This is a genomic window from Paenibacillus sp. EB106-06-01-XG199, from assembly GCF_058791575.1.
Genome location: NZ_JBYTDQ010000002.1, coordinates 356,520 through 380,870 on the forward strand (window position 1 = coordinate 356,520; position 24,351 = coordinate 380,870).

Here is a 24,351-nt window from a genome sequence, read left to right on the forward strand (position 1 = left end):
CGCTTTTTGATTTTATGACACCACTGTCGCTTTTGTCAATATACGTTTGTCTGTCCACAACTGGATGAGCGCTACATTGTGTTGAACTTCACAGTTACTCAATCCGTCCATCCTCCTGGCCAAAAACTGTGCTAAAATCACATATAAGCCAATACAGAAATAAATCCAAGAGGTGCGTAAAATGGGACAAGGCTACAAACTGACCTGTGATCACTGTACATATACTGAAGATATATATATTGGAATTGGTTTCTATTATTTCAGCTTGGAGTCCATTGCCTCATTTGTAAAAGACCTTGCGCTCAAACAACAGATTGAACATTTTCAAAAAGATCCTGCCACGACCTTCGACGCTTATAAGGCTTTATATGTCTGCCCATCCTGTAATGCTGTCCGAAATGAATTATTTATGAAAATGTGCTCGGACACATCTCAGTTTGTAACGATCTATACTTGTAAAAGATGCATGGATACCCTGAGGCTTACACCCTTGGAACACTTGGTGCCTGTTCATTTGAGTTGCCCGGAGTGTGAACACGGACAGTTGGAGTCCACATTTTTTATGGACTGGGATTAGTATTTGTGGGGGATTCTTTAAAGCAGTAAAATGAGGAGTTGTAAAATGAATAGATTTTTTGAGGCACTATCCTATGTAAAAGAAATTTTGTATGAACCTAATCAATTAACGATAGCATCCGTCCGGGAAGAACCCCAAAATTCTGATTATGGGGCTGGTGTATTCCAGCTGAATTCTAAATCGGTCAGATTCAGAGTTGCCAAAATAACACCAACCAAAACAGGACAATTTGTCGCAATATGGGAAAAAGATTGTCATCATAAAAACCAAGCCTTTTCATATGAAAAGGCCACAGACTTATTGGTTATTAATACTTTTGATGCACCTAATAATCGCTTTGGACAATTCGTTTTCCCAAAAGATGTTCTTGTGAAACATAATATCCTTACAACAACTAAGGCAAATGGAAAAATGGCCATTAGAGTCTACCCTAGTTGGGATACCCCCACCAGCAAACAAGCTATAGCTACACAAAGCTGGCAATTACCCTATTTTGCTATTGTAAATAACAAAGATTGTTTACAGACACAGAAATTAATAGAATTATACTCCAGCTGATCCCATGTGCAGTTTGTAGGGCTGCAATCTAGCCTTCCAGAATTCTGGTCATATACAGGGCCGGATCGGCCATGAACTCCGCGAATTTAGCCAAAGGAGCATATTCCTGATGCTCTACATCGTAGTAGCCGATCTTTTGTGAGCCCGGATGCCACACGATAAGGATATCCGTGTAATCGTCTACTTCTGCCGACAGGCGCAGCAGCTTTTGCCGGCCGGACTTCATTTCAATCGTGCTGTAATGGTGTATGCACGTTCTCCGTCTTTTTCGGCGAGAGTTACATCCGCACCGCGTTCAATTAGTGAGTTAAGTTAGTTTATTTCTATAAATCACTTTATTTACCTCATGTCTCACCGTCCGATGCCCTGCTTTAATCCCTTTACCGATAGCAATAAGCATTACATCCAGATATCTTTCGGAAATATCCAAAGTTTCCTTTAGCTGCCTGGAATCATAACCTGACATTGTAATTGTGTCCAGTCCGGCTTCATTCGCCAGCAACACCAATGACATAGCTGCAAGACTTACATCTCTGGTTAATTCCATCCGGAGGTCCTCGTCTGATTTACTGGCATAATATCCGATGGCCGCATTTGCCAGGTAGTCTCTTAAAGATTCATCGAAATAACCAGCTTGAAACCCTTCCTCGTGAATCTGAATAATGTTGTCGTCCTGGAACGCTTTATAATCACCAAGCATCACCAATACAGCGGAGGCGTCTACCACTTGCTGCTGATTGTATGCTATAGGTAATAATGATTTTTGAATTTGAGGATCATCAATAATCAGGTACCGGACAGCCTGTACATTATTTCCATTGGGTGATTTGCTTGCACTTTCAATGAATGAAGCCAGCAGTTCCGGGCTGATTTTATAATCCGGATCATAATGCCGGACTGAATTCCGATGTTCTAAAATATTTTTCACACTCATGTTATTCACTCCCACCTTTATTTATCTTGCTTTTCAAATTATAGTAGTAAAGATTACACAGGAAAATAACGCACAAAATTGTGGTTTACCCACTTTTAAGTGCCTATTGGGGAGGAACGGGACTTGGTCCAATATAATTCAGGGATAAATATATTTATGAATATTGTGGGCGGAAAGTGGAAGTGTTTAATTCTTTTCTTTTTGAGCCGGAATCCGGTCAGAACCAAGGAGTTTTATGAGTACATTCCGGGGATCACACAAAAAGTATTAACCGATCAATTGCGTCAGCTGGAAAAAGACGGACTTGTAAAAAGAGAGATCTTTCAGGAGGTTCCACCAAAAGTAGAATATAGTCTAACGGAGTTGGGCCAATCTTTTGTGCCCGTGTTAAATACAATGTGTGACTGGGGCCATGAATATGCAGTGTTGAAGGAGATAGAGCGAGACGGACAATTTTACTGCACGCACCAAAATAATCCTCAATAGCAGGACATAAGGAGGTTTATCGTGGGGGCATTCCAGTTGTGCCGGATTGCCCCCGATCATTAACTAGAGCTAAACAGCTTCCTTCTCAAGGGGGCTTACAAGCTCTCTTTGTCTTTTAATTGCATGGTTGCAATACAGGTGTCGTCGTTCTCAAAAGTAGAGATGGCGGATTCCGCGGTTTTCCCGTCATGCTCCACCGTTATATGGTATGTTTTGTCACGCGGCAGCCACAGATCAATAAATCCATTGTCTTGTGATTTCATTGTAGTTTTGTCCATTACGGAGTTCCCCTCTGAATCCTCAATCCCTACACTGAACTCTTCATCCGTCATTTCGCCCTGACAGCCAGTGAGGCTATGGATTGCGCAAGGGTGTGTTTTATCTATGTAAGGCGCGATGGACAGAAAAAACTCATCCTCAGGCAGATTGTAGGTGATTTCTTTTGAATTGTCACCAGTCACGATAAGCTGCCCGGAAGTGATAGAAGCCGATTGGGCCGTTGTGTTGCCTGTACTGAAATCATGTACCATTTGTTTAATATTAGGTGCTATGTCATGTTCAGGTTTTTGTTTTTCGGTGTTTCCCGCAAATAGGTATGTCCCCAGCGCGATAGCAACTACTCCAGCAGCCGCCAGCGTTTTTTTGTTCATCTTGAATTCATCTCCTTGTCCGTTTATTTTATTGTAACCGAGATCGTACAATTGTGCGCGTGGCACAGATGATATTCGCAAAAGAGTAACAATATCAAAGAAGGCCGGTTGTCCAACTCCTCCTGAGTGGATACCGGCCTTTGACAAAGGAACAATAAGATTATGACGTTATTACGCGTGTATTTTTCCAGCGCAGCTTATACAGTTCAGGAAGCACAACTCCGATCAGCACTATAATGACGCCAGTCCACTGCAGCCAGCTTACATGCTCATGCAGTACAAATGAGGACAGCAGAACTGCAACCGGCAGCTCGGCGGCACCAAGAATCCCTGCCATTCCGCCGCCAATATGGGGAACACCGATTGCAAACAGCACAGGCGGAATAAAGGCGCCGAACAAACCCAGCAGGAAACCATACAGCAGCAATTGTCCCCACAGCAAACCGTTGAAGATGAAGGTTGGCGGGAATAAAATGCATAATAATATAAATCCGCCGGTAATCATCCAGGCGCTCCGGTAGGCCGGGTGTGCGGCAGGAACGGCTTTGCCGCTGAATATAATGAACATCGAATAGCTTACCGCAGACAGCAGGCCTAAAGTGAGCCCCAAGATATTGAAATGGGCGGCACCTTGATCCAAAATCCCCGCGGCCAGCAATGTTCCTCCGAACAGCAGCAGCAAAGTCAGCAGTGTAATTTTATCGGGACGCTGGCGTTTGCTTACAGCTTGAATCAGCACACTGATCCATGTGAACTGGAACAACAGGATGATCGCCAGCGATGCCGGAATATAACGGAGCGACTGATAATACAGCAGACCAGTCAACACCGTCGGAGCTCCGGCGAGCATGAGCAGCAGTCTATGCTTCCAGGTCAGTGCTGTTGACACACGCTGCGTTGCTGCGGCTGGAATGCCGTGGCTCTTTTGTTTGCGGTTTTCTTTGACTTTTGTATAGATAGCCAGCAGCCAAGCGAGTATGCAGCCGGTCAATAACTGTGTACCGACCACTTCCCCGAGCTGATATCCTTTTCCGTAAGCCAGCACAACAATTGTTGATAGGATACCATAGCTCATGGCCCCCACTAAGACGGATATGAGGTATTTCAAATCTTTCATGTTTATTAATCCTCCTGAATCTTCTGAATCGGCCGCTGCACACAAAAAATCCTAACTCCGGGGACAAGGATCATAACATTAGATCCTTGTCATCGTAGTTAGGAAGAATAGGCTTCCTGTAGAAACCCTCGCCCTGTATGTAGCAAATGGCTGCGAGGTTATACGAGAACAGTATGTAGTTTTCTGTGTTTCGACTGTTCATATGTTACACGGCAAGTGAGCAGACGTCAACACTAATTTCTTTAAATTTGTGGTTTTGTCTTAGGAACCCCTATGGAACTGAAGTGTTACTCTTCATCACAGGACGTTTCCTGACGATGATAGATATATGCTGATATTGCCAGGAAAATTATGGAGGTACCGATGAAGATCAACCACAGAAAAGAACCTTTCCGATACACCTTTAAGGAGCCGGTCTCCTTCAACTTGTTTATTGTAAGCATAAATGGAATACCCGCTCCCGCCAAACCCGTACAGGCGCTCATGTATGACATCAGCCGTTCAGGTTGTGGTCTTAAGATGCCGCTTGCGCTTAGAGTAGACAGCAATCAAATCCGGGTCAGCTTAAACCTCGTCCTGCATGAAGAACCATTGCAGTTGGAGGGCACGCTGCGCTGGGGCCGTGAGGAAGCAGATAATCATTATTACGGCGTCCAGCTGGACATCCCCGAACATGAACGCGACCGGCTTCCGCGTGAACTCCGGCTGCTGGCCGGGCAAAGCAAAATCATTGTCAAATAGAAGAGTTGCGGTGTCAGCTTCTTGACAGCCTATGCCGCAACTGATTGACATCCCTGATGGGCGGCTGCCCGAAGAGGCGGGCATATTCCCGGCTGAATTGCGACGGGCTTTCGTATCCCACCTGAAATGCTGCCTCAGCGGCTTCTGTGGTCTCTGACAACAGGAGCCGCCGGGCTTCCTGCAACCGGACCTGCTTCAGATACTGCAGGGGACTCATCGCAGTAACTTCTTTAAAATAATAGTGGAGTGAAGATACACTCATGTTGACCATTTTGGCCAGATCATGCACTTGAAGTCGCTGCCTGTAGTCACGGTTAATCCGGTCTATAACGGCTGCGATTCGCTGGGCATGGCTGCCGCTGACAACAAAAGACTTGATAGTCGCTCCCTGTTCCCCTTGAATGACCCGATACAAAATCTCCCGGATCATCAATGGCGCCAGACCTTCAATATCCTCCGGGTTATCCAGCAACCGGATCAGCCGAATGACGGCGTCCAGCAGAGTGGAGCTGAGGGAACCCACCGCCAGCCCCCGGCTGGAATGGTTCCCGGCTTCCCCGCCAGAACGCGGCATCTGCAGCATATCGACAATTTGATCCGGTTGAAAATTTAACTGCAGGCCCAGATACGGCCGAATTGACGTCGCCTCCAGGATTTGACCTTTGACAGGGAGATGTACGGATGCCAGCAAATACGACCTCGAGTCATAACGGTAGCTCTCCTTGGCCAGCATTACCATTTTGCTTCCCTGGGCAATCATACAAAGAGCCGGCTCATAGATCGCGAACTGCGGTTCCTGCCCGCAGGAAGCGCGGAATAAATGCAGCGAAGGTATTGCGCTCTGGTGCTTTCCATCGGTTCTTGTATGCCGTTCAATCAAGGAAGCCAGTTCCCTCTGCCCTTCTAAGGACAGTTCTTCTTCCGGTTGTGTCTGGTTCATCTTAGCCCCCTCCTCTCTCTTTACTGTAATCCAGCTTGGAGAATTAGGCAATAATCCGCGACAAATGCTATACCTCCAGCACTCTGCTTCCCCGCATAATGATAAGCAGAGTCACCAGTAACCCTATGAGGAGTGTAACGGAAATGAACAAGAAGAATATCTCAGGAAAATGTTGTCCGTCCCTCTTAGTATATCTGTGGCAGAGCAGCAGCCTATTGCTGCTCTGCCTTAAACTGCCTCCGGCTTGTACGGCGTACTTGCGGAGGTTCACAGCCCGCAGTTGCCACAGCGAAATACACCGCTAGGCAATACCGCAGCCTTTCCCCTATTGCTCAGCACGGAGGACAATTTTACCAGCTGCATGATGCGTTTCACTTTTTTTATGCGCCTGCCTGATTCCTTCTTCGTTCATCCAGAAGGTACTGTCGATAACCGCCCGCAGTTTGCCTAGATCGGCTAGCTCTGCAAGCTTCTCCAGCTGACTGCCGCTGGGCTCCATCATGAATTGAACGCCGGTGACCTGGTATTTCTCCTGCAGCTGCTTATCGGGTTTCTCAACAAGAGAGACCAGCCTGCCACCGGGTTTTAAGATCTCAAAGCTTTTACGCTGGATATCCCCGCCCATCGTGTCCAGCACGAGGTCATAGTCTGAGAGGACCTTCGAAAAATCTTCTTCTTTATAATCAATAAAACGATCGACACCGAGCGATTCCAGCAGTTCCTGATTGGGTTCAATCACCGGCTTGGGAATTTCTTTGCCCACCAATACTTCAGGTCCGCCAAATTGTTCAATCACAACTGCCTTCATGCTTCGGATCACGCCTCTCTTCAAGAGAATATATTCCTGAACCAAATCCAGGTTCCTTATTGATTACCCTCCAGACCTGATTCTGTCACAATTTATTGTAAATCTGTATAATGTATCAAAGTGTAGATTTGGAGAATTAGGCAATAATCCGCTAACAGTGAAATATTCCTTTGGAAAATAGATACAAAATGTGTATCCTAATGAGTATACAAGCGGAAACGGCTTCACCGTCGGACAAAAGGACGGAATCCGTTTCAGTGAGAAATAGAAGGATAATTTAGCGTGAAGCATATAAATCCTTCTATTTGAATAGCCAAACCAGTTTAAAAGTCTTCTATGCCAACTAAAATCTGAAGGTTCGGAGGAGAATTTATTGTTATTTGAACATAATTTGAACGGGTGGGATTCCTGGAGCAGCGTTTTCCAATCGAAGGAAGCCTTTTTCCCTTTAGCCAAGGCGATCTTCGATAAAGAAGGATTACCTTTGGTAAAATCCTTAGAGACTCTTCCTCCAGGCACCAACGCAGTCTTCAAAGCCAATGAGCTAATCATTAAAATCTACGCCCCTATACAAACTAACTTGGATACGCAACAAGACTACGCTACTGAACTGGCAGTAATGGAATTTGCTATGAATCACAATATTTCCATCCCCAAGATCATCGGGCACGGTGAGTTTATGGACAAGTATTTGTTTCGTTATCTTATTATGGATTATGTACCTGCCGCATTTTCCATTCAGGAACTTTTATTAGCTTCTTCATCCGAGAAGAAAGAATTTGTAAATCATATCAAACAGATCTCTGTTAAACTCCATCAGCCGGCGCAAAACTTGCTGCCCCGTATTGACCTCAGAATTCAAGACAACCGAATGAACCGCATGGATGGGTTGAATCCGAATCTCATCAAAGAGCTGGCAAGATGCGCTGAGAACCTGGATTATGATGAAGTGGTTTTGGTACACGGTGATATCACGAGAGATAATCTGATCATTGGTACTGATCGCTCCGTTACGCTAATCGACTTTGCAGACTGCATCATGGCTCCAGCCTATTACGAGCTGCCTGCAATCATATTTGAATTGTTCTTATGCGATCAAGAGCTGGTGGCGGTATATATCGGGGAAGAAGACCGCGAATTGTTTCTGGATGCACTAATTAAAGGCCTTTCTATTCATCTTTTCTGTGGTTTCATCTTGAAGGATTATTTCGAAAGAAGTGACATCCCAAGAGATCGTGTAGCAAGCATAGACGAATTAAGGCTGTTGTTGCAAAAACAGTTGTTTCCACATTAACAAGGAGGTTTGCAGAAAAATGAGTGAAGTAGAAAACGCTTCGGGTTGGGACGCTATAGACGCGGCTTTACAGAACATCTATGGAGACCAAGAGCCCAAACACTACGGAACTATAATTCCGTATACGCTGGGAGGCCCTGATCCTCTGAATGGCATCAGTGTGTATGAAGTGAAAGAGCCTGTAGCCCATTGGCATTTTGTTACCTACGGCTTCTCAGAGCTTTACGATAAAGAGAGCAGCGATCCTGAATACAGCGGTTATGGATTTGAATTGACCTTCCGGCTGTCCAAATCAGACAACGAAGATGAGCCCCCGGCCTGGGCATTGAATCTCCTTCAGAATATGGGGAGATATGTGTTTGGCAGCGGCAATATCTTCCGGCCTGGTGATTACATGGACGCGAATGGACCTATTTGTCAGGGAGCAGATACGCTTCTGACTGCCCTCTCCTTCATTGCTGATCCCCAGCTACCGGAGATCGAGACTCCTAACGGGCGGGTGGAGTTTCTGCAAATGATCGGCATTACGCAAGAAGAGCTGCTGGCTATGCAGGTCTGGAATACGCTTGGCGTTCTTTCGGCAATCTCTGAGCATATACCGCTCTACACAACTAATCTGCTGAGAGATTCGCTGCTGAGCCTCCCTGCGGTTTCTGAAGCCGTTCGGATTGGCAGTGAGACAGAGGGTTCAAATACCGGAATTCTCTATGTTGATCAGTTGTCCTGGAATCCTTCACCTGCCGGGGGCATGTCCAAGACATTGACCATCGGCGCAAAGCAGGCTGAGGTTGTTGGTAAATTGCTGCGGGGAAGAATCTTAAAAAAGCGTAACTTGACCTTATCCGGCCCGGAGACCCGGATCGTCTTCGAGCCGGGTGAGGCCAGAGAAGTACAGGAACAGGAGGATTCAGTCACAATTAAGCTTGATCCTGCTTCGGCGGCAGCAATTGCCCTGCTGCTTACCCCGGTAGCCGGATCTTTCGCGGTTCCAGCTTGGCCGGAACTCATTGTGAGTATCGTACCTACCCATATCAAAGACAGTGAAGGAAATATCGTCGAAAGTATCGGATAAGCCCGTTAAAGATTTGAAGCGCTAATAGGCTTTAATGCTGTTTTGAGAAAGGCTTCAATTTCAGGAGTAAGCTTGTTGCCCGTGGCATCCAGCATGGGCAGCAGCTGTTCCAGGATGACCACACTTTGTTGTTTCCCGTTCCCTCCAGCAGAACGTCATCGTAGGCTTTTCTATAAATTATAAGCCCCATTTTGAATTGCAAGTGATCCATTGATTCATCAAATAACCTCCTGGAAGTTCTTTTCCTCTCAAACATCCTTCAATAGAATTACACTTGACCCTTTGGCTCTACTTCATAGGTGGATTGCCGTGTATAATCACTACACTTTCACCCGCATTTCCCGCTGTAATCGTCTTCTCCCTGCCGGATCACACGTATATTTATACTGCGGCGGGTGCAGAATAAATGCTGTCCAATGCATAAATATAACACCTTTTGTCAGTTTCATAGAAATTATTGATAGGCCATCAAAAAAGAATTGATTGGCAAAAGGATGTCAGGTTTTAGTAAAATTCTTTTAAATTCTTAGTAAATGATGGGTTTATCCATATCCACTATACAGACAAGGAGTGTTCATCAAGTGTCTACCCTTACACCGGAAGCCTCAGCTTCGGCCGAAAGTTATGTACGGCGTATCTATGAAGAGGTCAAACGCCGCGATCCTCAGGAACGCGAGTTCCATCAGGCTGTCAAAGAAATTCTGGATAGCCTAGTACCCGTGCTGGCCCGCCACCCCCATTACATGGAGCATGCCATTCTGGAACGGCTGGTTGAGCCGGAACGCAGCATTTCCTTCCGTGTTCCCTGGAGCGATGACTCCGGTCAGATCCGCGTCAACCGCGGCTACCGGATCCAGTTCAACAGTGCTATCGGACCATATAAAGGCGGCATTCGTTTCCATCCATCCGTCTATTCGGGAATTGTCAAATTTCTGGGCTTCGAGCAGATATTCAAAAATGCTCTGACCGGCCTGCCGATCGGGGGAGGCAAAGGCGGTGCCGATTTCGATCCCAAGGGTAAGTCGGACCGGGAAATCATGGCCTTCGCCCAGAGCTTCATGACTGAGCTATACCGCCATATCGGTCCTGATACGGATATCCCCGCCGGTGATATTGGTGTCGGCGCGAGGGAGATCGGTTATATGTTCGGGCAATATAAACGGATCCGCGGAGGCCATGAAGCAGGTGTGCTTACCGGCAAAGGTTTGTTATACGGCGGAAGCCTGGCGAGAAAAGAAGCTACAGGCTACGGTCTCGTTTATTTCGTGCAGGAAATGCTGGCCGCGCAAGGACTAGACTTCCATGGGCAATCCGTCGTTGTTTCCGGTTCAGGCAACGTTTCGATTTATGCCATGGAAAAAGCACAGCAGCTTGGTGCACTCGTTGTCGCCTGCAGCGATTCCGCAGGGTACATCTATGATCCGAAAGGCATCAATGTCGATACGGTCAAGCGATTAAAAGAGCAAGAACGGCTGCGGATCAGCGAATATGTCAAAGAGCATCCCCATGCAGTATATACGGAAGGCAGCACAGCCATCTGGACTATCCCTTGCCAGATAGCCTTGCCTTGTGCCACGCAGAACGAGCTGGATGAAGAGGCAGCGCGGACGCTTGTAGCAGGTGGGGTGAAGGCTGTCGGCGAAGGCGCCAACATGCCGTCTACACTGCCGGCCATTGATTACTTTCTGGAGCATGGAATCCTGTTCGCACCGGCCAAGGCAGCCAATGCCGGCGGTGTAGCCGTATCAGGTCTGGAAATGAGCCAGAACGGAATGCGGCTGTCCTGGGCCTTTGAAGAGGTGGATGAACGGCTGCGGCAGATTATGAAGAACATTTACCGCAGCGCCGTCCGGGCAGCAGATGAATACGAAGTGCCCGGCAACTTGGTGGCCGGTGCCAACATCGCCGGCTTCCTGAAGGTAGCCGACACTATGCTGGCCCAAGGAGTCGTCTAAGACTGACAGGCTGCCAGACTACTGCTTAAAGAACATTCTTAAAATCAGCTAACAAAAAGACGTGCCGCAAACCGGCACGTCTTTTTGTTATGATATTTTCAGCTGTCGATAAGTGCATCGCGTCTGATCTGTCTGTGCTGCTGTTACAGCAATTCGCGGCGCAGGACTTCCGCAGCTTTCGGAGAAAGATAGCCCAGTGGAATATCGAATACCGTCTTCGCCCCAACAGCCCCTTCATTGCTCAGCCGGTAAGCGGCTCTGGCATAGGCTATAAGTACGCTGGCCGTAAATTCTGGATTGCTGTCGAGCTTCAGACCGAATTCAGCAATTTGTTTGCTGCCGTTGCCCGTGACTGCGCTGCGGATGACAAATCCGCCGTGCGGCATGCCGGAATGTTCTGCGGCAAGCTCTTCTTCTGTAATAAACGTCACCGTCGTATCATAGTCGGCAAAATAATCAGGCATGTCTGTAATGGTACGCCGTACGGCTTCCTGATCTGCCCCCTCTTGCGCTACGACGAAGCAGTCGCGGCGGTGCTTTTCGCGGGTGGACAACTGCGGCGTCTCACCGGAGCGAATACGTTCAATTACTGCCTGCACCGGTACAGTATACTGGACTCCAGCCTTGACGCCCGGCACACGGCGGATCGCATCGGAATGCCCCTGGCTGACTCCGGTACCCCAGAAGGTATAATCCTGTCCTTCCGGCAGCACGGCCTGCATTAACAGGCGGTTCATGGAGAAGAGTCCAGGGTCCCAGCCAGTGGAAATCACACCGACTTTTCCGCCCTCTTGTGCAGCGGCGTTTACCTTTTCATAGAAATCCGGAATCTTGGCATGGGTATCAAAGCTATCCACCGTATTAAACAGCTTCACCAGCTGCGGCGTCTGATCCGGCAGATCCGTCGCCGATCCTCCGCATAAAATCATTACATCGATTCGGCCTATGTACTTTTCAGCATCGGAAAGGCGTTCTGTCAGGACACCTGTTTCCTCCGCCAACGGGCCGGGATCGCGGCGTGTAAAGATGGCGACCAGCTCCATATCCGGATTTTGTTGAATCGCCTGCTGTACCCCTCTTCCCAGATTGCCGTATCCTACAATACCTATTCTAATGTTGCTGCTCATGATGATCCTCCCCTGCCGGATAATTCCGGGTAATTTAATAACTTTAATTACAAGTATATATACATCACATGAAATGTAAACATTTTTCAAGAAATAGGCTCGGATAATACGTATACTTCCTTCTTTTATTTTTCCGCAAATTCATATACGATTAAAGCTTAAATCCATTAATTATAACAATCCGGAGGAACCATCATGGCACGACCGTTTTTCGCCCGTCTGCAGGGGAACAGCCGGGGCTGTCTCGCATTTGAGCCTTTTTTCCTGATCCCGTTCAGCATGTTCTCTACCTACGCAACCTTATATATGTACGAGCTTGGCGTTACGGAGATGAATATCGGCTGGATCACAACAATTGGACTTATCGTTCAAGTTTTGTCTTCTTTTATCAGCGGCTATTTAACCGACAGGCTGGGCCGCAAGCGGGCGATTTTATATTTTGACCTGATTAGCTGGAGCTTGGCTACGCTGTTGTGGGCATTTTCGCAGAACCTGTGGTTTTTTGTGGCTGCTGCCTTCATCAACGGTTTTCAGCGTGTGCCGCATGTTGCTTTCTACTGCCTGATTGTTGAAGATACCCGGCCAGCCGACCGTACCTACGTGTTCACACTGCTGCAGATCATCAGTGTCATCGGCGGCCTGTTCGCACCGCTCGGCGGTCTGCTCGTCGCCCAGTACGGAATGGTGCAAGGTGTAAGGATTATGTACGTTCTCGCTTTTGTCCTGATGACGTTCCAGTTTGTCGGCCGTCATCTGACCACCCGCGAAACCGCAGCCGGAATCCAAAAAAGACAGGAGACGCGCGAGCTTGGGCTAAAGCAGAGCCTGATCGAGTACAGCGGCGCTTTCCGCGAGTTATGGGCTGACAGCAATCTGTTGCTGATCTTCGCCGTGTACATTCTGTTCAACTTCCAGGCCACATTGAAGACGACATATCTGTCTCTTTATCTGGCAGACTATTTGCAGCTGGACAACGGCATTCTGTCGCTCTTTCCGGCTGTGTCCTCCATCATTATGCTGCTGACACTCTGGCTGATTATGCCTAAAATTCCGGAGCAGGGGGCGAACCGCTCCATGATGGCGGGGTTCGCATTGTCCGCTTTATCAAGCGTCATGCTTGTGCTTTACCCGTCATCCAGCCTGCTCTGGATCGGCCTTAGTACCATCCTGTCGGCAGTGGGGCTAATGATCAGTTCGCCTTATCTGGAGACCGCTGTCCAGAATGCCATCGACGATGATAAACGCGCCAAGGTCTTTTCCATGCTGTCCGTGCTGATTCTTCTCTTCACCTCGCCTGCGGGCATTATCGGCGGATGGGCTTACAAGCTGGACCCGCGGATTCCGCTGTGGCTGGTTACCGCCGCCTTTGTCCTCTCCTATGCTCTGCTGCATCTATACCGCAAACGGGTCAGCAAGCAGGCTATAGGCCCGGCGTCTTAATCAAGTAAAAGAACAACCCAAAGAAGCCGTGTTCAGCCCGGCTTCTTTGGGTTTACCTATGCAGATGTATGTTACATTTACTTTTTCTGCAGCATTCCCGCGGTAAACTCGGCCCACTGCGGACTGTTGAACGCCGAACATAATCCCTCTTTTTGAAACCAGGAAATATCGTCGGCCAACCGTTGCGGAGTAATTTCCACTCCACTTGCAGTGAGTTCCCGAATGAAGGTCATTGTCTTTTCAACTTCATTAGCTTTGATATAACAATACAGACAATCCATAGCCAGCTTAGGCTCTTCCTTGGACGCCCTCTCCAGATAAGTCCCCCAATCATACCAGCCCTCTTCACTTAAGTCTCTCTGGTTCTCAATTGGCGGGTAGGAGGAAAAGGAGGCGTATTCGTTCTCCTTCTTAAATCCAAGTCCCTCCGCGATGGCCCGGGAGCCGGCATTGGATGAGACGCACAACCATTCAACCCTGTTATACCCTTTGTCAAAACAAAGCTGGACGACACCGGCAACAACCTTCTTGGCCAATCCCAGCTTTCGAAAAAGCGCATCTGTATGAATTCCCACTGCGATGACATCTCCTGCAGAGCAGTCGCTTAAGGACCAGCTGACAATTTGATTCTCCTTACGGATGTAGCAGCCGCAGCCACCTTCCTCAAACCGTTCTTCACTTCCCCAGGCTTGGGCCCACTCCAAGATCCGGTCTGCATTGCCGTAATTTTGTTGCTTCAGGTCTTTCAGGTTAACGGGCTCCATGACATAACCTTCAGGAAGCGACAACTCCGGGTGTATGAACTCCCTGCTGCTGAGGCTGTATTTATATCTTGTATACTCTCTAATGAATCTATTAGGGTGAATGGCTGGGATCTTGTCCCGCCATTCGGCCGAATCGGGGGTTACGTTATTCCAAAAATCCAGCTCTCCTGTAATTTCCTTATTAAAATCGGTGTCGCCTGCATTGCCGGCAAGCAAAATAGTCTCACTCGTCTCAATAAGGACGGCATCCGGATGTTCTGCAGAATTCACTTTTACCTCTCCCGGCATTTCTCCGTTCAGCACCGAAAATACGGATAACTCGTTCTGACTTTCCACAAGATGTCTTACCTTACCATATTCCTCTTTGTTCAAAACAATCATAGGTTAATCCTCCAGATCTGCTGTCAACTGCAATGATTACACAATATACATTTTCAGACCTCCATCCATATTTTACAAGGGATTGTTTGGTTATAACCAATAAATCCAGCCCACGGTGAAAGATATCAGTCTGCTTTCTGCTGAGTGACAAACCCGGAGATCGAGTTTAAATACTCGGTATTGGTCAATTTCCCGGGTGCAAAAAGAGCAGTTATCACGGTCAGCAGCTGTGAATCCGCTAGTGGCTCATTCATCATGGAGTGGTCGGCTTCCGGGATTTTGACTACTGTCAGCAGTCCTGCTGAAATCTCTTTCCGGTAAACTTGCTCTGTTTCTTCCACATCCACGTTGATGTCCTTGCCTCCCAGAACAAGCAGTACCGGTGAATTAAAATAGGTTAATTCTGCCGTAGCATCAGACTTAACGTTTTTGCTGATAAAGGTCCATCTCTCTTCCGTGATGACATGTTCAGGATCGGCTATGCTCAAATATTCCTTGTAAGCTGCCCCGGCCTTTAGCAGGTTCAGCACTTGCTGATTGTATTTTTCTTTCCGCATGATTTCCTGAGCACTTATGCCGGCCTGCTTCATTTCCTCCTTAGTATTGAATTGACCCTGAGTGATCCAGTTTACAGCCGGTGAGACAAGAATGCTGAAAGCAATATGGCGGTTCTCTCTCACTACCTTGGGTATGACCCATCCGGCTTGACTGGCCCCCCATAAACCGATGTTGTCAGCATCGATCATAGACAACGTTTGTGCCCATTCTATTGCTGATTGAATCTCCTGCGCCCGGTCCTCCATACTCTGATCCAGCCAATTGCCCGGAGCACCCCCGATGCCAGGCTTGTTCAGAGACAAGGAAGCATATCCGTTAGTTGCCAACACCTCCCATAGAGGTCTGTACCCTTCTTCATGGTCGGCATTAATCGGGCCGTCTCCATGGACAAAAACAACAAGCCCAACCTTTCCGGAGTACTCCTCCGGCAGCACCAAAGTTCCCGTTAAGATGTCTTGCGGCGTTTCAATCCGCACGCTCTTTTCAGTCATTTCGTAGTCATTCTGATAGAGGATAAACAGAACAGCGGCAGCCATCAGGCTGCCCATGATCCATAATGTGATTTTCATCGCTTTCTTCAAGTAAGTTCACTCCCTGCATGTTATTTCACTCGTTTCCCAGGTCATTAGATGCCAGGCTGGTTCCCGGAAGATTAGATGCCTGAGCACATTGTAACGGGTCCTCCTGATGTCGAATGACAGCTTGCGATAAAGCTGGATCGCTTGGGAATTGCTGCATGATACATGCAGAGAAAGCACTTTGCACCGGGATTGTACAGCCATGTTCTTTGCATAATTCAACAGTTGTTGTCCGGCCCCCTGATTCCGCTCCTTGGAACTGACAGCAAGATGTTCAATGTAGCATTCAGTTTCATGCGGAGCATAGCCCAGCGCACCCAGTCCTGTCAGCAGCTTCAGAACCTTTACAGGGCCATACTGTCGGATAAACCGGATTATATTCACTTGGCTCTGCGGATTACTCCGGGGTTCTGAAGGCTTCCATTTTAAACAGAGCACACCGGCGATCTTCCCGTCTTTTCGGGCAACAAATTGTTTAACAGATACATCTCTGCTGTCAAAGGTCCAAAGCTTCATTAATAATTCAGTCATCTCTCGATCACTCAAATGAACAAGGGCTTGAAATTTGCTTCGAAAAGAGTCAACCAGCAGCTCGCACACCTGCTCATGATCATCCTCATGAAATGGCTCAATCTGAAACTGGGGTAGATGCATAGTTTTCAGTCTCCCTTTCCGATATGCCCACTTTGGCTTGGATTTGATAATGCAGCTGCTCGTTGCTGAACATGGACAAATAAGACTTTTCGATCACCACAATTTGACCTTGGCGAGTATACCCATGCTCTTGTATATATTGCTCCAGCTGCAAAACCTCTTGTTCGAGCTCTTCCACTCGATGCACAGAAAAATTCTTCAGCAGATAGTCACCTTCTTCAAGCACGTAATCGGCTGGTTCCATGGTCTCATAACATATCTTGATCACTCCGCTATCTGTTAAGTAATGCAGATCCTGTTCATACAAATCCGGCGGAGCTGGACGGTGCTCATACAATGTTCCGGCAGTAAGCACTTGATGCTCATCAAGAGACAGCCAGTGTCTCAAATACCGGGGCCTCAAAGAAACCATCACAACTTCCTGATCACGTCCCTCCATGTCCGCCTGTTCCTTCAATACCTTGTGAATGAATTGTTCCAGCTTAACCAATCTGTTGATTTCTTCCTGAACTTTGGTCAGCGACTGTTCAAAAACCTGCTTGTACTGACTGCCGGAGTATGAAGTGAGACATTGCTCGATCTGACTAACCGGAATATTCAGTTTGCGCAGCAGCAAAACATGGGATAGCTGATAAATCTCATCGATCCCATACATCCGGTATTGATTGTCTTCCGTAAATGCCGGGTATAGCACCCCCTTTTCTTCAAAATAACGCAGCTGATGAACAGAAACGTTCATTAATTGTGATAATTGGCTAATCGTAAGGGTATCTCTCATATGCGAGGCTCCTTTGTCTCTTTTGGATATCTCTACTATAAACCTTAGGTCTGACCTAAGGTCAACCGAAACATGCAAAGATCTCAGCCAACTCTGCGCTATATGCTCAATCAACAGCAACAGACCCTCTCCCTAACTGGAAGACGGTCTGTTTTAGAATCTTATATTGAAGGTTTAGATTAGATTATGGCAGATAGACTTCCGAAATGCCGGTAACAACGTTGTCCTTGTAATTAACTTTGCATAAGGGCGAATAATCAGAGTATTGATTGAGAAATTCAATGAATTCCTGCTTAGTTACGTCTTTATAAGAGCCCCAGTTCTCCTGGTCAAGGAGGCTATACTTCGTTTCACCGGTTACTTTCATGGGGTCTGTAAACGTATATTTGTTAAGAATATAAAATCCGCCCGGCAAATCTTCCTCCGTAATGTTCAAATCCTTAAACCGTGCAGAATCCGCCTCAGTCAGCCACTCAACATTGTCAAAATCAAAGGATTCACTGTCCAAGCTGAAGTTCAGAACATAACCTAAAGTAGTGCTTTCCGGAGAGACGGCAAACTCTGCTGCTGTTGCATTATAAATCACCTCAAGCTTATCCTTGGCAACCGTTGGCCCGATAAAAGTTTTGATATACCGGATGGCCACCTGCTGAGGATCAAGGAGCCAGGACTCTTCCCCCTGATCCGCTTGTGCCTGCAAACGGTCATAATATTCTGCGGGCGGGAGATCACTTTGCGGCGTATGATAGTACTCATTGCCACGGGTATCCTTCCAGCGCTCAACGGCCCAAATTCCTTTATCTCCTGCTTTCGCGGGCTGTGATAATAACAGTTGGCTGGTCTCACCCAGTGTCAGTGGAAATTTGACCAGAATATGCTTCCCGCTATAGGTCTCATGAGGCAATAGCTGTTTGCCTTCGAGGAACATACGAAGTGCAGTCTCTTGGCCGGCAATTGTACTTAAATCATATTCTGCGCTCCGGAATGAGCCCAAATAATTCGGAGTATCCTGTTCATAGGAAAAAACCATTATCGGGTCGCCCATGCTGCCCTCTTCGATAAGCATTCCGTCTTTCAGATCAAATGCCCCACTTACTTTAGCCGGATCATCAGGCTTCAGGCGATACTCCAGGTGCCAGATTTGCAAAGAAGCAGGCATCAGATTATCAAACTCTGCCAGCTTTTCAAACTTCGTGATGCTGCTGTCTACAATTTTGAACTTATTCGCCTCATTGCTGGTAAAACCCGCAATTTCTTCTTGAATGAACTGTTCAGCATAATCCCGTTCAGTTAATGTGGTTTGTCTCGGATTACTCATAAGACCCACACTGACAGCAGCAATGGCAATAATAACAAGGATCACTACCCAGAACGCGGGTTTCCTGTAGTTCAGGATGTTGAGAATGCGTCCTTTCGTATTATTCTCACCGAAGGCAAGTGGTGAACCGCCTATGAACCGTCTGCCCGCCGAAAGTGCTAAAAGTGAAGTGGAATAATCCTTTTTGATGCCGCTGCCTAACTGCCGGATAACACTTTCATCACAAGACAGCTCCATATCCTCACTCATTAGAACAAAAGCTATCCAGACCAGCGGATTAAACCAATGTATGCATAATACAGCAAATGCTAAAGGTTTGATCAGATGGTCAAGTCTTTTGATATGCACCTGTTCATGTTTCAGAATATACCCCCGCTCATGTTCACCAAGCTCTGCCGGAAGATAAATCTTGGGCCTGATTGCCCCGAACACAAATGGGGTTGCGAGTCCTTTCATCTCATAGATATTTCCGCTCATCTGCTGTGCAGGCTTCAAGCTCCGAACTAACCGCACCGTTGCCCTAATGCTGTAGAGGAGCAGCACCACAATCCCAAACAGCCATACATATTGGCCCACAAGCAGCCAGATATTCGTATCGGCAGCAGTACTTGTATCCACCACAGATGCAGCGGCAGGTTCAGCCAGCAGGTTATTTAATGCTTGCCCGCCTCCGGCTAATCCGCTAGGTATCTGGGGCGGCTGTATGGCGATCCGCTGAAGCGGAATCTCCTGCGCTTTGGCAGGAATCAGACTGAATACACTTTCGAAGGAGAACGGGCATACGAGCCGGAACAACACCACTGACCACAGGGCATACGAGAAAATCTTGGGAACTTTTCTAAGCAGCAGCCGGGCCACAATCACAAATACGATGACATAGCTGCCGGTAAGGCTCATACTCAATAGTTGCGAAAACAGCGATTCCACCGTTATTCCTCCTTATGATCTTGAATGAGTTTAAGAAACTCGTCAATCTCGGTGTCGCTCAGCTTACGGCTCCTCGTAAATGCGGCCAGAAACTTCGGCAACGATCCCTGAAAGGTCTCCTCTACAAACTGCTTGCTCTGCTGGGCAGAGAAATCATCTTTGGAGATGAGCGCTGCCACCACACCCTCATTGTTTTTAAAAATCCCTTTGCTCTCCAGACGTTTCAGCATCGTATAGGTCGTCGATTTTTTCCAGTTCAGTTCAGATTCGCACAGCTTCACGAGGTCGCCCGACGGGACTGGCTCATGGCTCCAGATGAGGTCCGCAAATTTAGTTTCCATCTCCGTCAGTCTGATTTTATCCATTCTGCAGAACTCCTTTGGGTCTACAATCCGTAGACTAATGTAGTCACAGTTTACAACTTGTAGACCGCTTTGTCTACCATAAGTTCCACTTTTTAACACACGCTGCATTTGGGACAGTTATAGCCGCACAGCTTGAAACCATGAATTTCTGGATAGGGCTGCCTGATGCCAAGGATTGGCTGCAGGAGCATATTCAAAGACTGGCCTCCAGAGAGTTTAAGCATTATGTTAACAAAGAACAGTTCCTGTTCACATGCACACCCTACTGGGAGTAATTACACGAATAAAGGAAACATACGTTCCCTTTATTTAGTTCACATGGTATAATTCATCCAAATACATTAGATTCACTTGGAGGTTAAATATGCGGGATTCAATCTTAGAGGAAAAGCTGGAGCATCCAAAAATCTACAGAAAGCTGGCTAAGCTGAACAGTCTGGAAATGTTTTATCTGGATACACGTACGGAAGGTCCGGTCATTCTTTGTCTCCACGGCAGATGGGGCAGAGCAGAAACGTGGGTTGATTTCATGCGGCATTACGGCAAACAGTACAGAATTATCGCCCCCGATCAAAGAGGTCACGGACTAAGCAGCAAACCTGTATCCAAGTATACAGGTGAAGAAATGGCCGGGGACATTATTGAACTATTGGATCATCTGAAGATCGATTCGATCATTCTGGTAGGCCATTCTATGGGCGGGAGGGTAGCCGGATATCTGACAGCCATGTACCCAAATTACATACAAGCCTTAGCGATATTGGATAAATCCCCAGCCGGGCCTGCCACGCCAAGCCAGCTGCCATTGGATCAGCTACCATGTGTTGAGCCTGTAACCAAGGATTGGCCGCTGCCCTTCTCCAGCCTAAACGAAGCGATGGATTATATCCGGCAGGCCATGGAATCGGAGCTTAGCTATCAATATTTCATGAACAGTCTGATCGAAACCGTCGATGGATACCAGATGATGTTCAGTCCCCAGGCGATGGCTGCCAACATTCATTACAATGCAGATTGGTATCACCTGCTGCCGGAGATCAAGTGTCCCGTTTTACTGATTAGAGCTAAGAACAGTGAGGGCGTACCGGACGAGGATTATAACAAAATGCAGTCCCTGCTAGCGAATGGTCATGCCTATGAAATGTCCCATCCCGACCATAATGTACATCTCAGCAATAAGGAAGAGTTTTATGCCTATATGGATGGATTTTTAGGTCAGCTTTAAGCAACCGGAATCGTAAGGAGGATCAGGAATATCCGCCGTCGGCGATCTTCTCTGATCCTTTTTTCAAACGATTATATAAGTTAAACTTTAGTTTTACCGAGCCGGCATAGAACGCAACTGCGGTGAATATTTGGACTTCCGGCCGCTGTTGTCCCCAGATTTCTTGATTTATACCGCCATTTGCGGTTGAAATCCGGAGACAAAGGCGGTCGCTATCGCTCCTACAGTTCCAAAATTCCCCTCCATTGCTTTAGCCTCTTGGTAGTTCTTTAGTTCAACTCATATAGCGTATCTAAACAAACCTTACCCCTGTGTCATCCACTGTATCAATGTTTGATTAAACAGCTCCGGTTGTTCGAACATCGGATTATGTCCGCTGTGCTCGAAGATTATCTTCTTCACATGTGGGTATGTCTCGTCGTCGATAGCATCCCATAAGGAAACAGGTCCAACCAGATAATCATATCTTCCCAGCCCGATAAAAACCGGCATTCTGACATCCTTCAGCATCTGCAGCAGATTCATCCCGGCGAATACCTCGCCCCACAAATAATCCATAACCGGCATATTCGTTTGTACCTGTTCCCACATATAGGCTGCATCAAAGGAATAGTAGTAGAAGCTCTGTGCACCCATTCGAATACACATGTGAACGAAGCGGCGTTCCGGGTCTAGTCGGATGTCGCCTTCTAGCAGAGCCAAATCCTGTTCGAACCCCGTCTTTCTCTCCAGACTTGCAGTCTCATTGAAAAATGCAGCGCTCTGAATTTGCCTTTCCCGGCTGTTGCTTGGCGCTGAATTCAGCAGAATTACTTTGTGAACCTGCTCCGGATATTTCCTGGCATACGCCAGCGCCATAAAAGCATGCCCTGAATGCCCCATTATGACCACATCACTCAGGCCAAGCTGCTGCCTTGCAAGCTCGAGGTCATCCAGCACCCGGTCCAGCTGGTACTGCTCCGGCTTCAAGGCTGCAGACGGACTGGCAAAACCTATATGATCAAGGAATATAAACTGAAATTGTGCAAATAAATCTGCCGAGAAGAGTTGCGGATAATAGACGCTGCTGCCTATAACCAATATCTTTGGCCCGGTTCCTTGTACAAAATAATTCAGTTTTACACCGTCATTGCTCATCACTTGTCCTCTGTTCATCTCAAAATCATCCTCATTTCATTTGTTTTTTTTCGCATCCCTCCTTTCCTTTCCTGAACCCATGATATTTTCCATTGAGCGTTCCAGCACTCTGCTCCCCCCTATACCAAATCGTAGGCGCACATTTATGCGCACTTGTATTATTATACCATCTCCAGTTAAAACAGTTGCCACCAAGAGAAACCCGGTGTTATGTATTCTGGAAATGCAGCTGCACACCGGTAACTACAAGGTTATGCCGGATCAGACGGTCAAGCTGTACGATTATTTAAATGAAAAGGAACGGGTGGCACGCACTCTCTTTGACAATGGAATCGTGGTCAGTAGCCTGAGTATCGAGGGAGATACCCTCCGCTGCTCTGTTTTTTTGTGCCGATGAGATAGCTTGTAAGGGTTGAAATTATAAGATCAACGCTGTATGATATATCTAATAGATACATTATAGTCAGGAGTGAGGGTTATGGCCAAATCGGGAAATACAATGTTCGCAGTTCTGGGTGTTTTAACGAAAGGAGTCTATTCCGGATATGACATCAAGAAGCATTTCAGCGGCTCACTTCATCATTTCTGGAGTGAAAGCTACGGGCAGATTTATCCTGCTTTGAAGCAGCTTGTTGCCCAAGGATATGCGGTGGAAGCCAGCACACCCAATCAAACACGCGGGCAGAAAAAGTATCAGATTACGCCTGAAGGCATGGAGCATTTCCGGGAATGGCTGTCCGCCCCCATTGGCGCCCTAAACTACCGGGATGAATTGCTGCTGAAGGTTTTTTTTGCAACCCCTCAGGATAGAGAAGTCATTAGAGATTTGTTCGAGCATGAGCTGGGTGAGCTCACAAATGCCATGGAGGTTTACCGCGAACAACAAAGTGCATTAATTACACAGAAGCAATCACCGGAGGATTTACCGATGTGGATGTTAACCTTGAACTATGGGATCCTGTCAACCGAAGCTAGACTGCAGTGGTGCAAAGAATCAATTGAATGGTTAAATCAACAGCGTTAACGAGGGAGTGAAAAAAGTGAATCAGAGTGAACTGCATAACATCCATGGTGTAAACTTTAACATCGAAGTACAAGGAACAGGTGAACCGCTTGTGCTGCTGCATGGCGGCTACTCCAACCTCAAGGTGTGGGATCTCCATGTGGAAAGACTGGCTCAAGCTTATCAGGTGATCCGGTATGATCAAAGAGGATATGGACAAAGCGAAGCTATCACCACTCCCTTCTCCTATTATCAGGATCTGAAATCCGTTCTGGATCATCTTGGGATTACCCGTGCCAGTGTTGTCGCCTCTTCCTTTGGAGGAAGTGCTGCGATTGACTTCGCTCTGGCCTATCCGGATCGTGTCAGCAAGCTAATCCTTGTTGCCCCTTCAGTTAACGGCGCCAAGTATCCCTTGCGGCTGTCCTGGGAGGGCATGAAGGATTTCCTGAGAGTCCGCCGGGTTGGAATCGGCAAGGCTGCAGAGCATTTTATGAAGAACAGCTTCTGGCACTACCTCGTTCCACAAGATCAGACGCTTCGCACCCAATTCCAAGAGCTTTATGTCAGTAATGAAGTCTTTTATCAAGGTAAGCCTAATTTGCATCGTCCTTTAATGCCTCCGGCCTACAGTCGCTTAAATGAAATCAGTCATCCAACACTTGTTATGGAAGCCGGGCTGGATTTACCCTTCAATAAGCAGATCTGCAGTTACGTACATAAGAATATTCCAGCTTCAGAACTCGTCCAGCTGCGTCAATGCGGCCATTATCCGCATCTTGAGCAGCCTGCTGAATTTATAGAGTTGATTCTTGAATTCTTAAATAAAGACCATATAAGTTGAACTTTAGACTTACCGAGCCGGCATAGAACGCAACTGCGGTGAATGTTTGGACTTCCGGCCGCTGTTGTCTTCAGATTTCTTGATTTTAACCGCTATTGGCGGTAGAAATCCGAAGACAAA

The 24,351-nt window shown here is 47.2% G+C and carries 25 protein-coding genes and 1 riboswitch; of the genes, 11 read left to right on the forward strand and 14 right to left on the reverse strand.

Annotated elements, in window-relative coordinates:
* The first annotated feature begins 622 nt into the window (after positions 1–622).
* Positions 623–1,135: a MepB family protein gene (locus AC3WT9_RS07500; RefSeq protein ID WP_341092677.1), complete on the forward strand. Its 513-nt coding sequence runs from the start codon at positions 623–625 to the stop codon at positions 1,133–1,135.
* A gap of 28 nt (positions 1,136–1,163) precedes the next feature.
* Here the strand turns inward: AC3WT9_RS07500 and AC3WT9_RS07505 are convergent, their stop codons facing one another.
* Both AC3WT9_RS07505 and AC3WT9_RS07510 read right to left on the reverse strand, forming a co-directional pair.
* Positions 1,164–1,361, reverse strand: a complete 198-nt coding sequence (locus AC3WT9_RS07505) for a hypothetical protein (RefSeq protein WP_445935332.1) — start codon at positions 1,359–1,361, stop codon at positions 1,164–1,166.
* Between the two features lie 81 nt (positions 1,362–1,442).
* Positions 1,443–2,069, reverse strand: a complete 627-nt coding sequence (locus AC3WT9_RS07510; protein WP_341092674.1) for a nitroreductase family protein — start codon at positions 2,067–2,069, stop codon at positions 1,443–1,445.
* Positions 2,070–2,192: 123 nt separating this feature from the next.
* Here AC3WT9_RS07510 and AC3WT9_RS07515 point away from each other — a divergent pair, with 123 nt between their 5' ends.
* A complete protein-coding gene (locus tag AC3WT9_RS07515) occupies positions 2,193–2,555 on the forward strand; it encodes a winged helix-turn-helix transcriptional regulator (protein ID WP_038591044.1) in 363 nt (120 codons plus the stop codon).
* Positions 2,556–2,650: 95 nt separating this feature from the next.
* Here AC3WT9_RS07515 and AC3WT9_RS07520 read toward each other — a convergent pair whose 3' ends face one another.
* Positions 2,651–3,205, reverse strand: coding sequence for a CueP family metal-binding protein (locus AC3WT9_RS07520; RefSeq protein ID WP_341092669.1), 555 nt, complete (start codon positions 3,203–3,205; stop codon positions 2,651–2,653).
* Positions 3,206–3,365: 160 nt separating this feature from the next.
* Positions 3,366–4,322, reverse strand: coding sequence for an EamA family transporter (locus AC3WT9_RS07525; RefSeq protein WP_341092668.1), 957 nt, complete (start codon positions 4,320–4,322; stop codon positions 3,366–3,368).
* Positions 4,323–4,397: 75 nt separating this feature from the next.
* A riboswitch (purine riboswitch) is annotated at positions 4,398–4,508 on the reverse strand.
* A 177-nt stretch (positions 4,509–4,685) separates the two neighbouring features.
* Here AC3WT9_RS07525 and AC3WT9_RS07530 point away from each other — a divergent pair.
* Positions 4,686–5,063 (forward strand): PilZ domain-containing protein, encoded by a 378-nt coding sequence (locus tag AC3WT9_RS07530; protein WP_341092667.1) that lies wholly within the window; start codon positions 4,686–4,688, stop codon positions 5,061–5,063.
* Between the two features lie 13 nt (positions 5,064–5,076).
* On the opposite strand, the gene AC3WT9_RS07535 is transcribed toward AC3WT9_RS07530, so the two are convergent.
* On the reverse strand, positions 5,077–6,003 hold the full coding sequence (locus AC3WT9_RS07535; RefSeq protein ID WP_341378401.1) for an AraC family transcriptional regulator N-terminal domain-containing protein: 927 nt from the start codon (positions 6,001–6,003) through the stop codon (positions 5,077–5,079).
* Between the two features lie 325 nt (positions 6,004–6,328).
* Positions 6,329–6,835 carry a zinc-binding dehydrogenase gene (locus tag AC3WT9_RS07540; protein WP_492407527.1) on the reverse strand — a complete coding sequence of 169 codons (507 nt, stop codon included), beginning with the start codon at positions 6,833–6,835 and terminating at the stop codon, positions 6,329–6,331.
* Positions 6,836–7,184: 349 nt separating this feature from the next.
* Between AC3WT9_RS07540 and AC3WT9_RS07545 the strand changes: the two genes are divergently transcribed.
* The 3 genes from AC3WT9_RS07545 (at position 7,185) to gdhA (ending at position 11,132) form a co-directional block, all read left to right on the forward strand.
* Positions 7,185–8,105: an aminoglycoside phosphotransferase family protein gene (locus tag AC3WT9_RS07545; RefSeq protein WP_341378399.1), complete on the forward strand. Its 921-nt coding sequence runs from the start codon at positions 7,185–7,187 to the stop codon at positions 8,103–8,105.
* A gap of 19 nt (positions 8,106–8,124) precedes the next feature.
* Positions 8,125–9,177, forward strand: coding sequence for a suppressor of fused domain protein (locus AC3WT9_RS07550; protein WP_341378398.1), 1,053 nt, complete (start codon positions 8,125–8,127; stop codon positions 9,175–9,177).
* A 581-nt stretch (positions 9,178–9,758) separates the two neighbouring features.
* The gene (gene gdhA, locus AC3WT9_RS07555; RefSeq protein WP_341378397.1) at positions 9,759–11,132 is read left to right on the forward strand and encodes an NADP-specific glutamate dehydrogenase; all 1,374 of its coding nucleotides are present in this window, start codon (positions 9,759–9,761) and stop codon (positions 11,130–11,132) included.
* 143 nt (positions 11,133–11,275) lie between these two features.
* On the opposite strand, the gene AC3WT9_RS07560 is transcribed toward gdhA, so the two are convergent.
* The gene (locus AC3WT9_RS07560; protein WP_341092657.1) at positions 11,276–12,259 is read right to left on the reverse strand and encodes a diaminopimelate dehydrogenase; all 984 of its coding nucleotides are present in this window, start codon (positions 12,257–12,259) and stop codon (positions 11,276–11,278) included.
* Positions 12,260–12,454: 195 nt separating this feature from the next.
* Between AC3WT9_RS07560 and AC3WT9_RS07565 the strand changes: the two genes are divergently transcribed.
* Positions 12,455–13,699: an MFS transporter gene (locus AC3WT9_RS07565; RefSeq protein ID WP_341092656.1), complete on the forward strand. Its 1,245-nt coding sequence runs from the start codon at positions 12,455–12,457 to the stop codon at positions 13,697–13,699.
* A gap of 77 nt (positions 13,700–13,776) precedes the next feature.
* On the opposite strand, the gene AC3WT9_RS07570 is transcribed toward AC3WT9_RS07565, so the two are convergent.
* The 6 genes from AC3WT9_RS07570 to AC3WT9_RS07595 form a co-directional block, all read right to left on the reverse strand.
* Positions 13,777–14,844 carry a GNAT family N-acetyltransferase gene (locus AC3WT9_RS07570; protein ID WP_341378396.1) on the reverse strand — a complete coding sequence of 356 codons (1,068 nt, stop codon included), beginning with the start codon at positions 14,842–14,844 and terminating at the stop codon, positions 13,777–13,779.
* A gap of 125 nt (positions 14,845–14,969) precedes the next feature.
* Positions 14,970–15,983 (reverse strand): alpha/beta hydrolase family protein, encoded by a 1,014-nt coding sequence (locus tag AC3WT9_RS07575; protein ID WP_341378395.1) that lies wholly within the window; start codon positions 15,981–15,983, stop codon positions 14,970–14,972.
* Between the two features lie 6 nt (positions 15,984–15,989).
* On the reverse strand, positions 15,990–16,634 hold the full coding sequence (locus tag AC3WT9_RS07580) for a GNAT family N-acetyltransferase (RefSeq protein ID WP_341092653.1): 645 nt from the start codon (positions 16,632–16,634) through the stop codon (positions 15,990–15,992).
* Positions 16,609–17,412, reverse strand: coding sequence for a MerR family transcriptional regulator (locus tag AC3WT9_RS07585; protein WP_341092652.1), 804 nt, complete (start codon positions 17,410–17,412; stop codon positions 16,609–16,611). Before AC3WT9_RS07585 ends, AC3WT9_RS07580 begins: the two co-directional genes overlap by 26 nt.
* Positions 17,413–17,596: 184 nt before the next feature.
* Positions 17,597–19,657, reverse strand: coding sequence for a M56 family metallopeptidase (locus tag AC3WT9_RS07590; RefSeq protein ID WP_341378394.1), 2,061 nt, complete (start codon positions 19,655–19,657; stop codon positions 17,597–17,599).
* A gap of 2 nt (positions 19,658–19,659) precedes the next feature.
* Complete coding sequence (locus AC3WT9_RS07595) at positions 19,660–20,022, reverse strand: BlaI/MecI/CopY family transcriptional regulator (protein ID WP_341092649.1); 363 nt, start codon at positions 20,020–20,022, stop codon at positions 19,660–19,662.
* A 364-nt stretch (positions 20,023–20,386) separates the two neighbouring features.
* Here AC3WT9_RS07595 and AC3WT9_RS07600 point away from each other — a divergent pair, with 364 nt between their 5' ends.
* Complete coding sequence (locus AC3WT9_RS07600) at positions 20,387–21,247, forward strand: alpha/beta fold hydrolase (protein WP_341378393.1); 861 nt, start codon at positions 20,387–20,389, stop codon at positions 21,245–21,247.
* Positions 21,248–21,550: 303 nt separating this feature from the next.
* Here the strand turns inward: AC3WT9_RS07600 and AC3WT9_RS07605 are convergent, their stop codons facing one another.
* Positions 21,551–22,402: an alpha/beta fold hydrolase gene (locus AC3WT9_RS07605; RefSeq protein WP_341378392.1), complete on the reverse strand. Its 852-nt coding sequence runs from the start codon at positions 22,400–22,402 to the stop codon at positions 21,551–21,553.
* A 187-nt stretch (positions 22,403–22,589) separates the two neighbouring features.
* Between AC3WT9_RS07605 and AC3WT9_RS07610 the strand changes: the two genes are divergently transcribed.
* The 3 genes from AC3WT9_RS07610 (at position 22,590) to AC3WT9_RS07620 (ending at position 24,231) form a co-directional block, all read left to right on the forward strand.
* Positions 22,590–22,781, forward strand: a complete 192-nt coding sequence (locus AC3WT9_RS07610) for a hypothetical protein (RefSeq protein ID WP_341092643.1) — start codon at positions 22,590–22,592, stop codon at positions 22,779–22,781.
* Positions 22,782–22,862: 81 nt separating this feature from the next.
* Positions 22,863–23,408 carry a PadR family transcriptional regulator gene (locus AC3WT9_RS07615; RefSeq protein ID WP_341092642.1) on the forward strand — a complete coding sequence of 182 codons (546 nt, stop codon included), beginning with the start codon at positions 22,863–22,865 and terminating at the stop codon, positions 23,406–23,408.
* Between the two features lie 16 nt (positions 23,409–23,424).
* Positions 23,425–24,231, forward strand: a complete 807-nt coding sequence (locus AC3WT9_RS07620) for an alpha/beta fold hydrolase (protein WP_341378390.1) — start codon at positions 23,425–23,427, stop codon at positions 24,229–24,231.
* Positions 24,232–24,351: the final 120 nt, after the last annotated feature.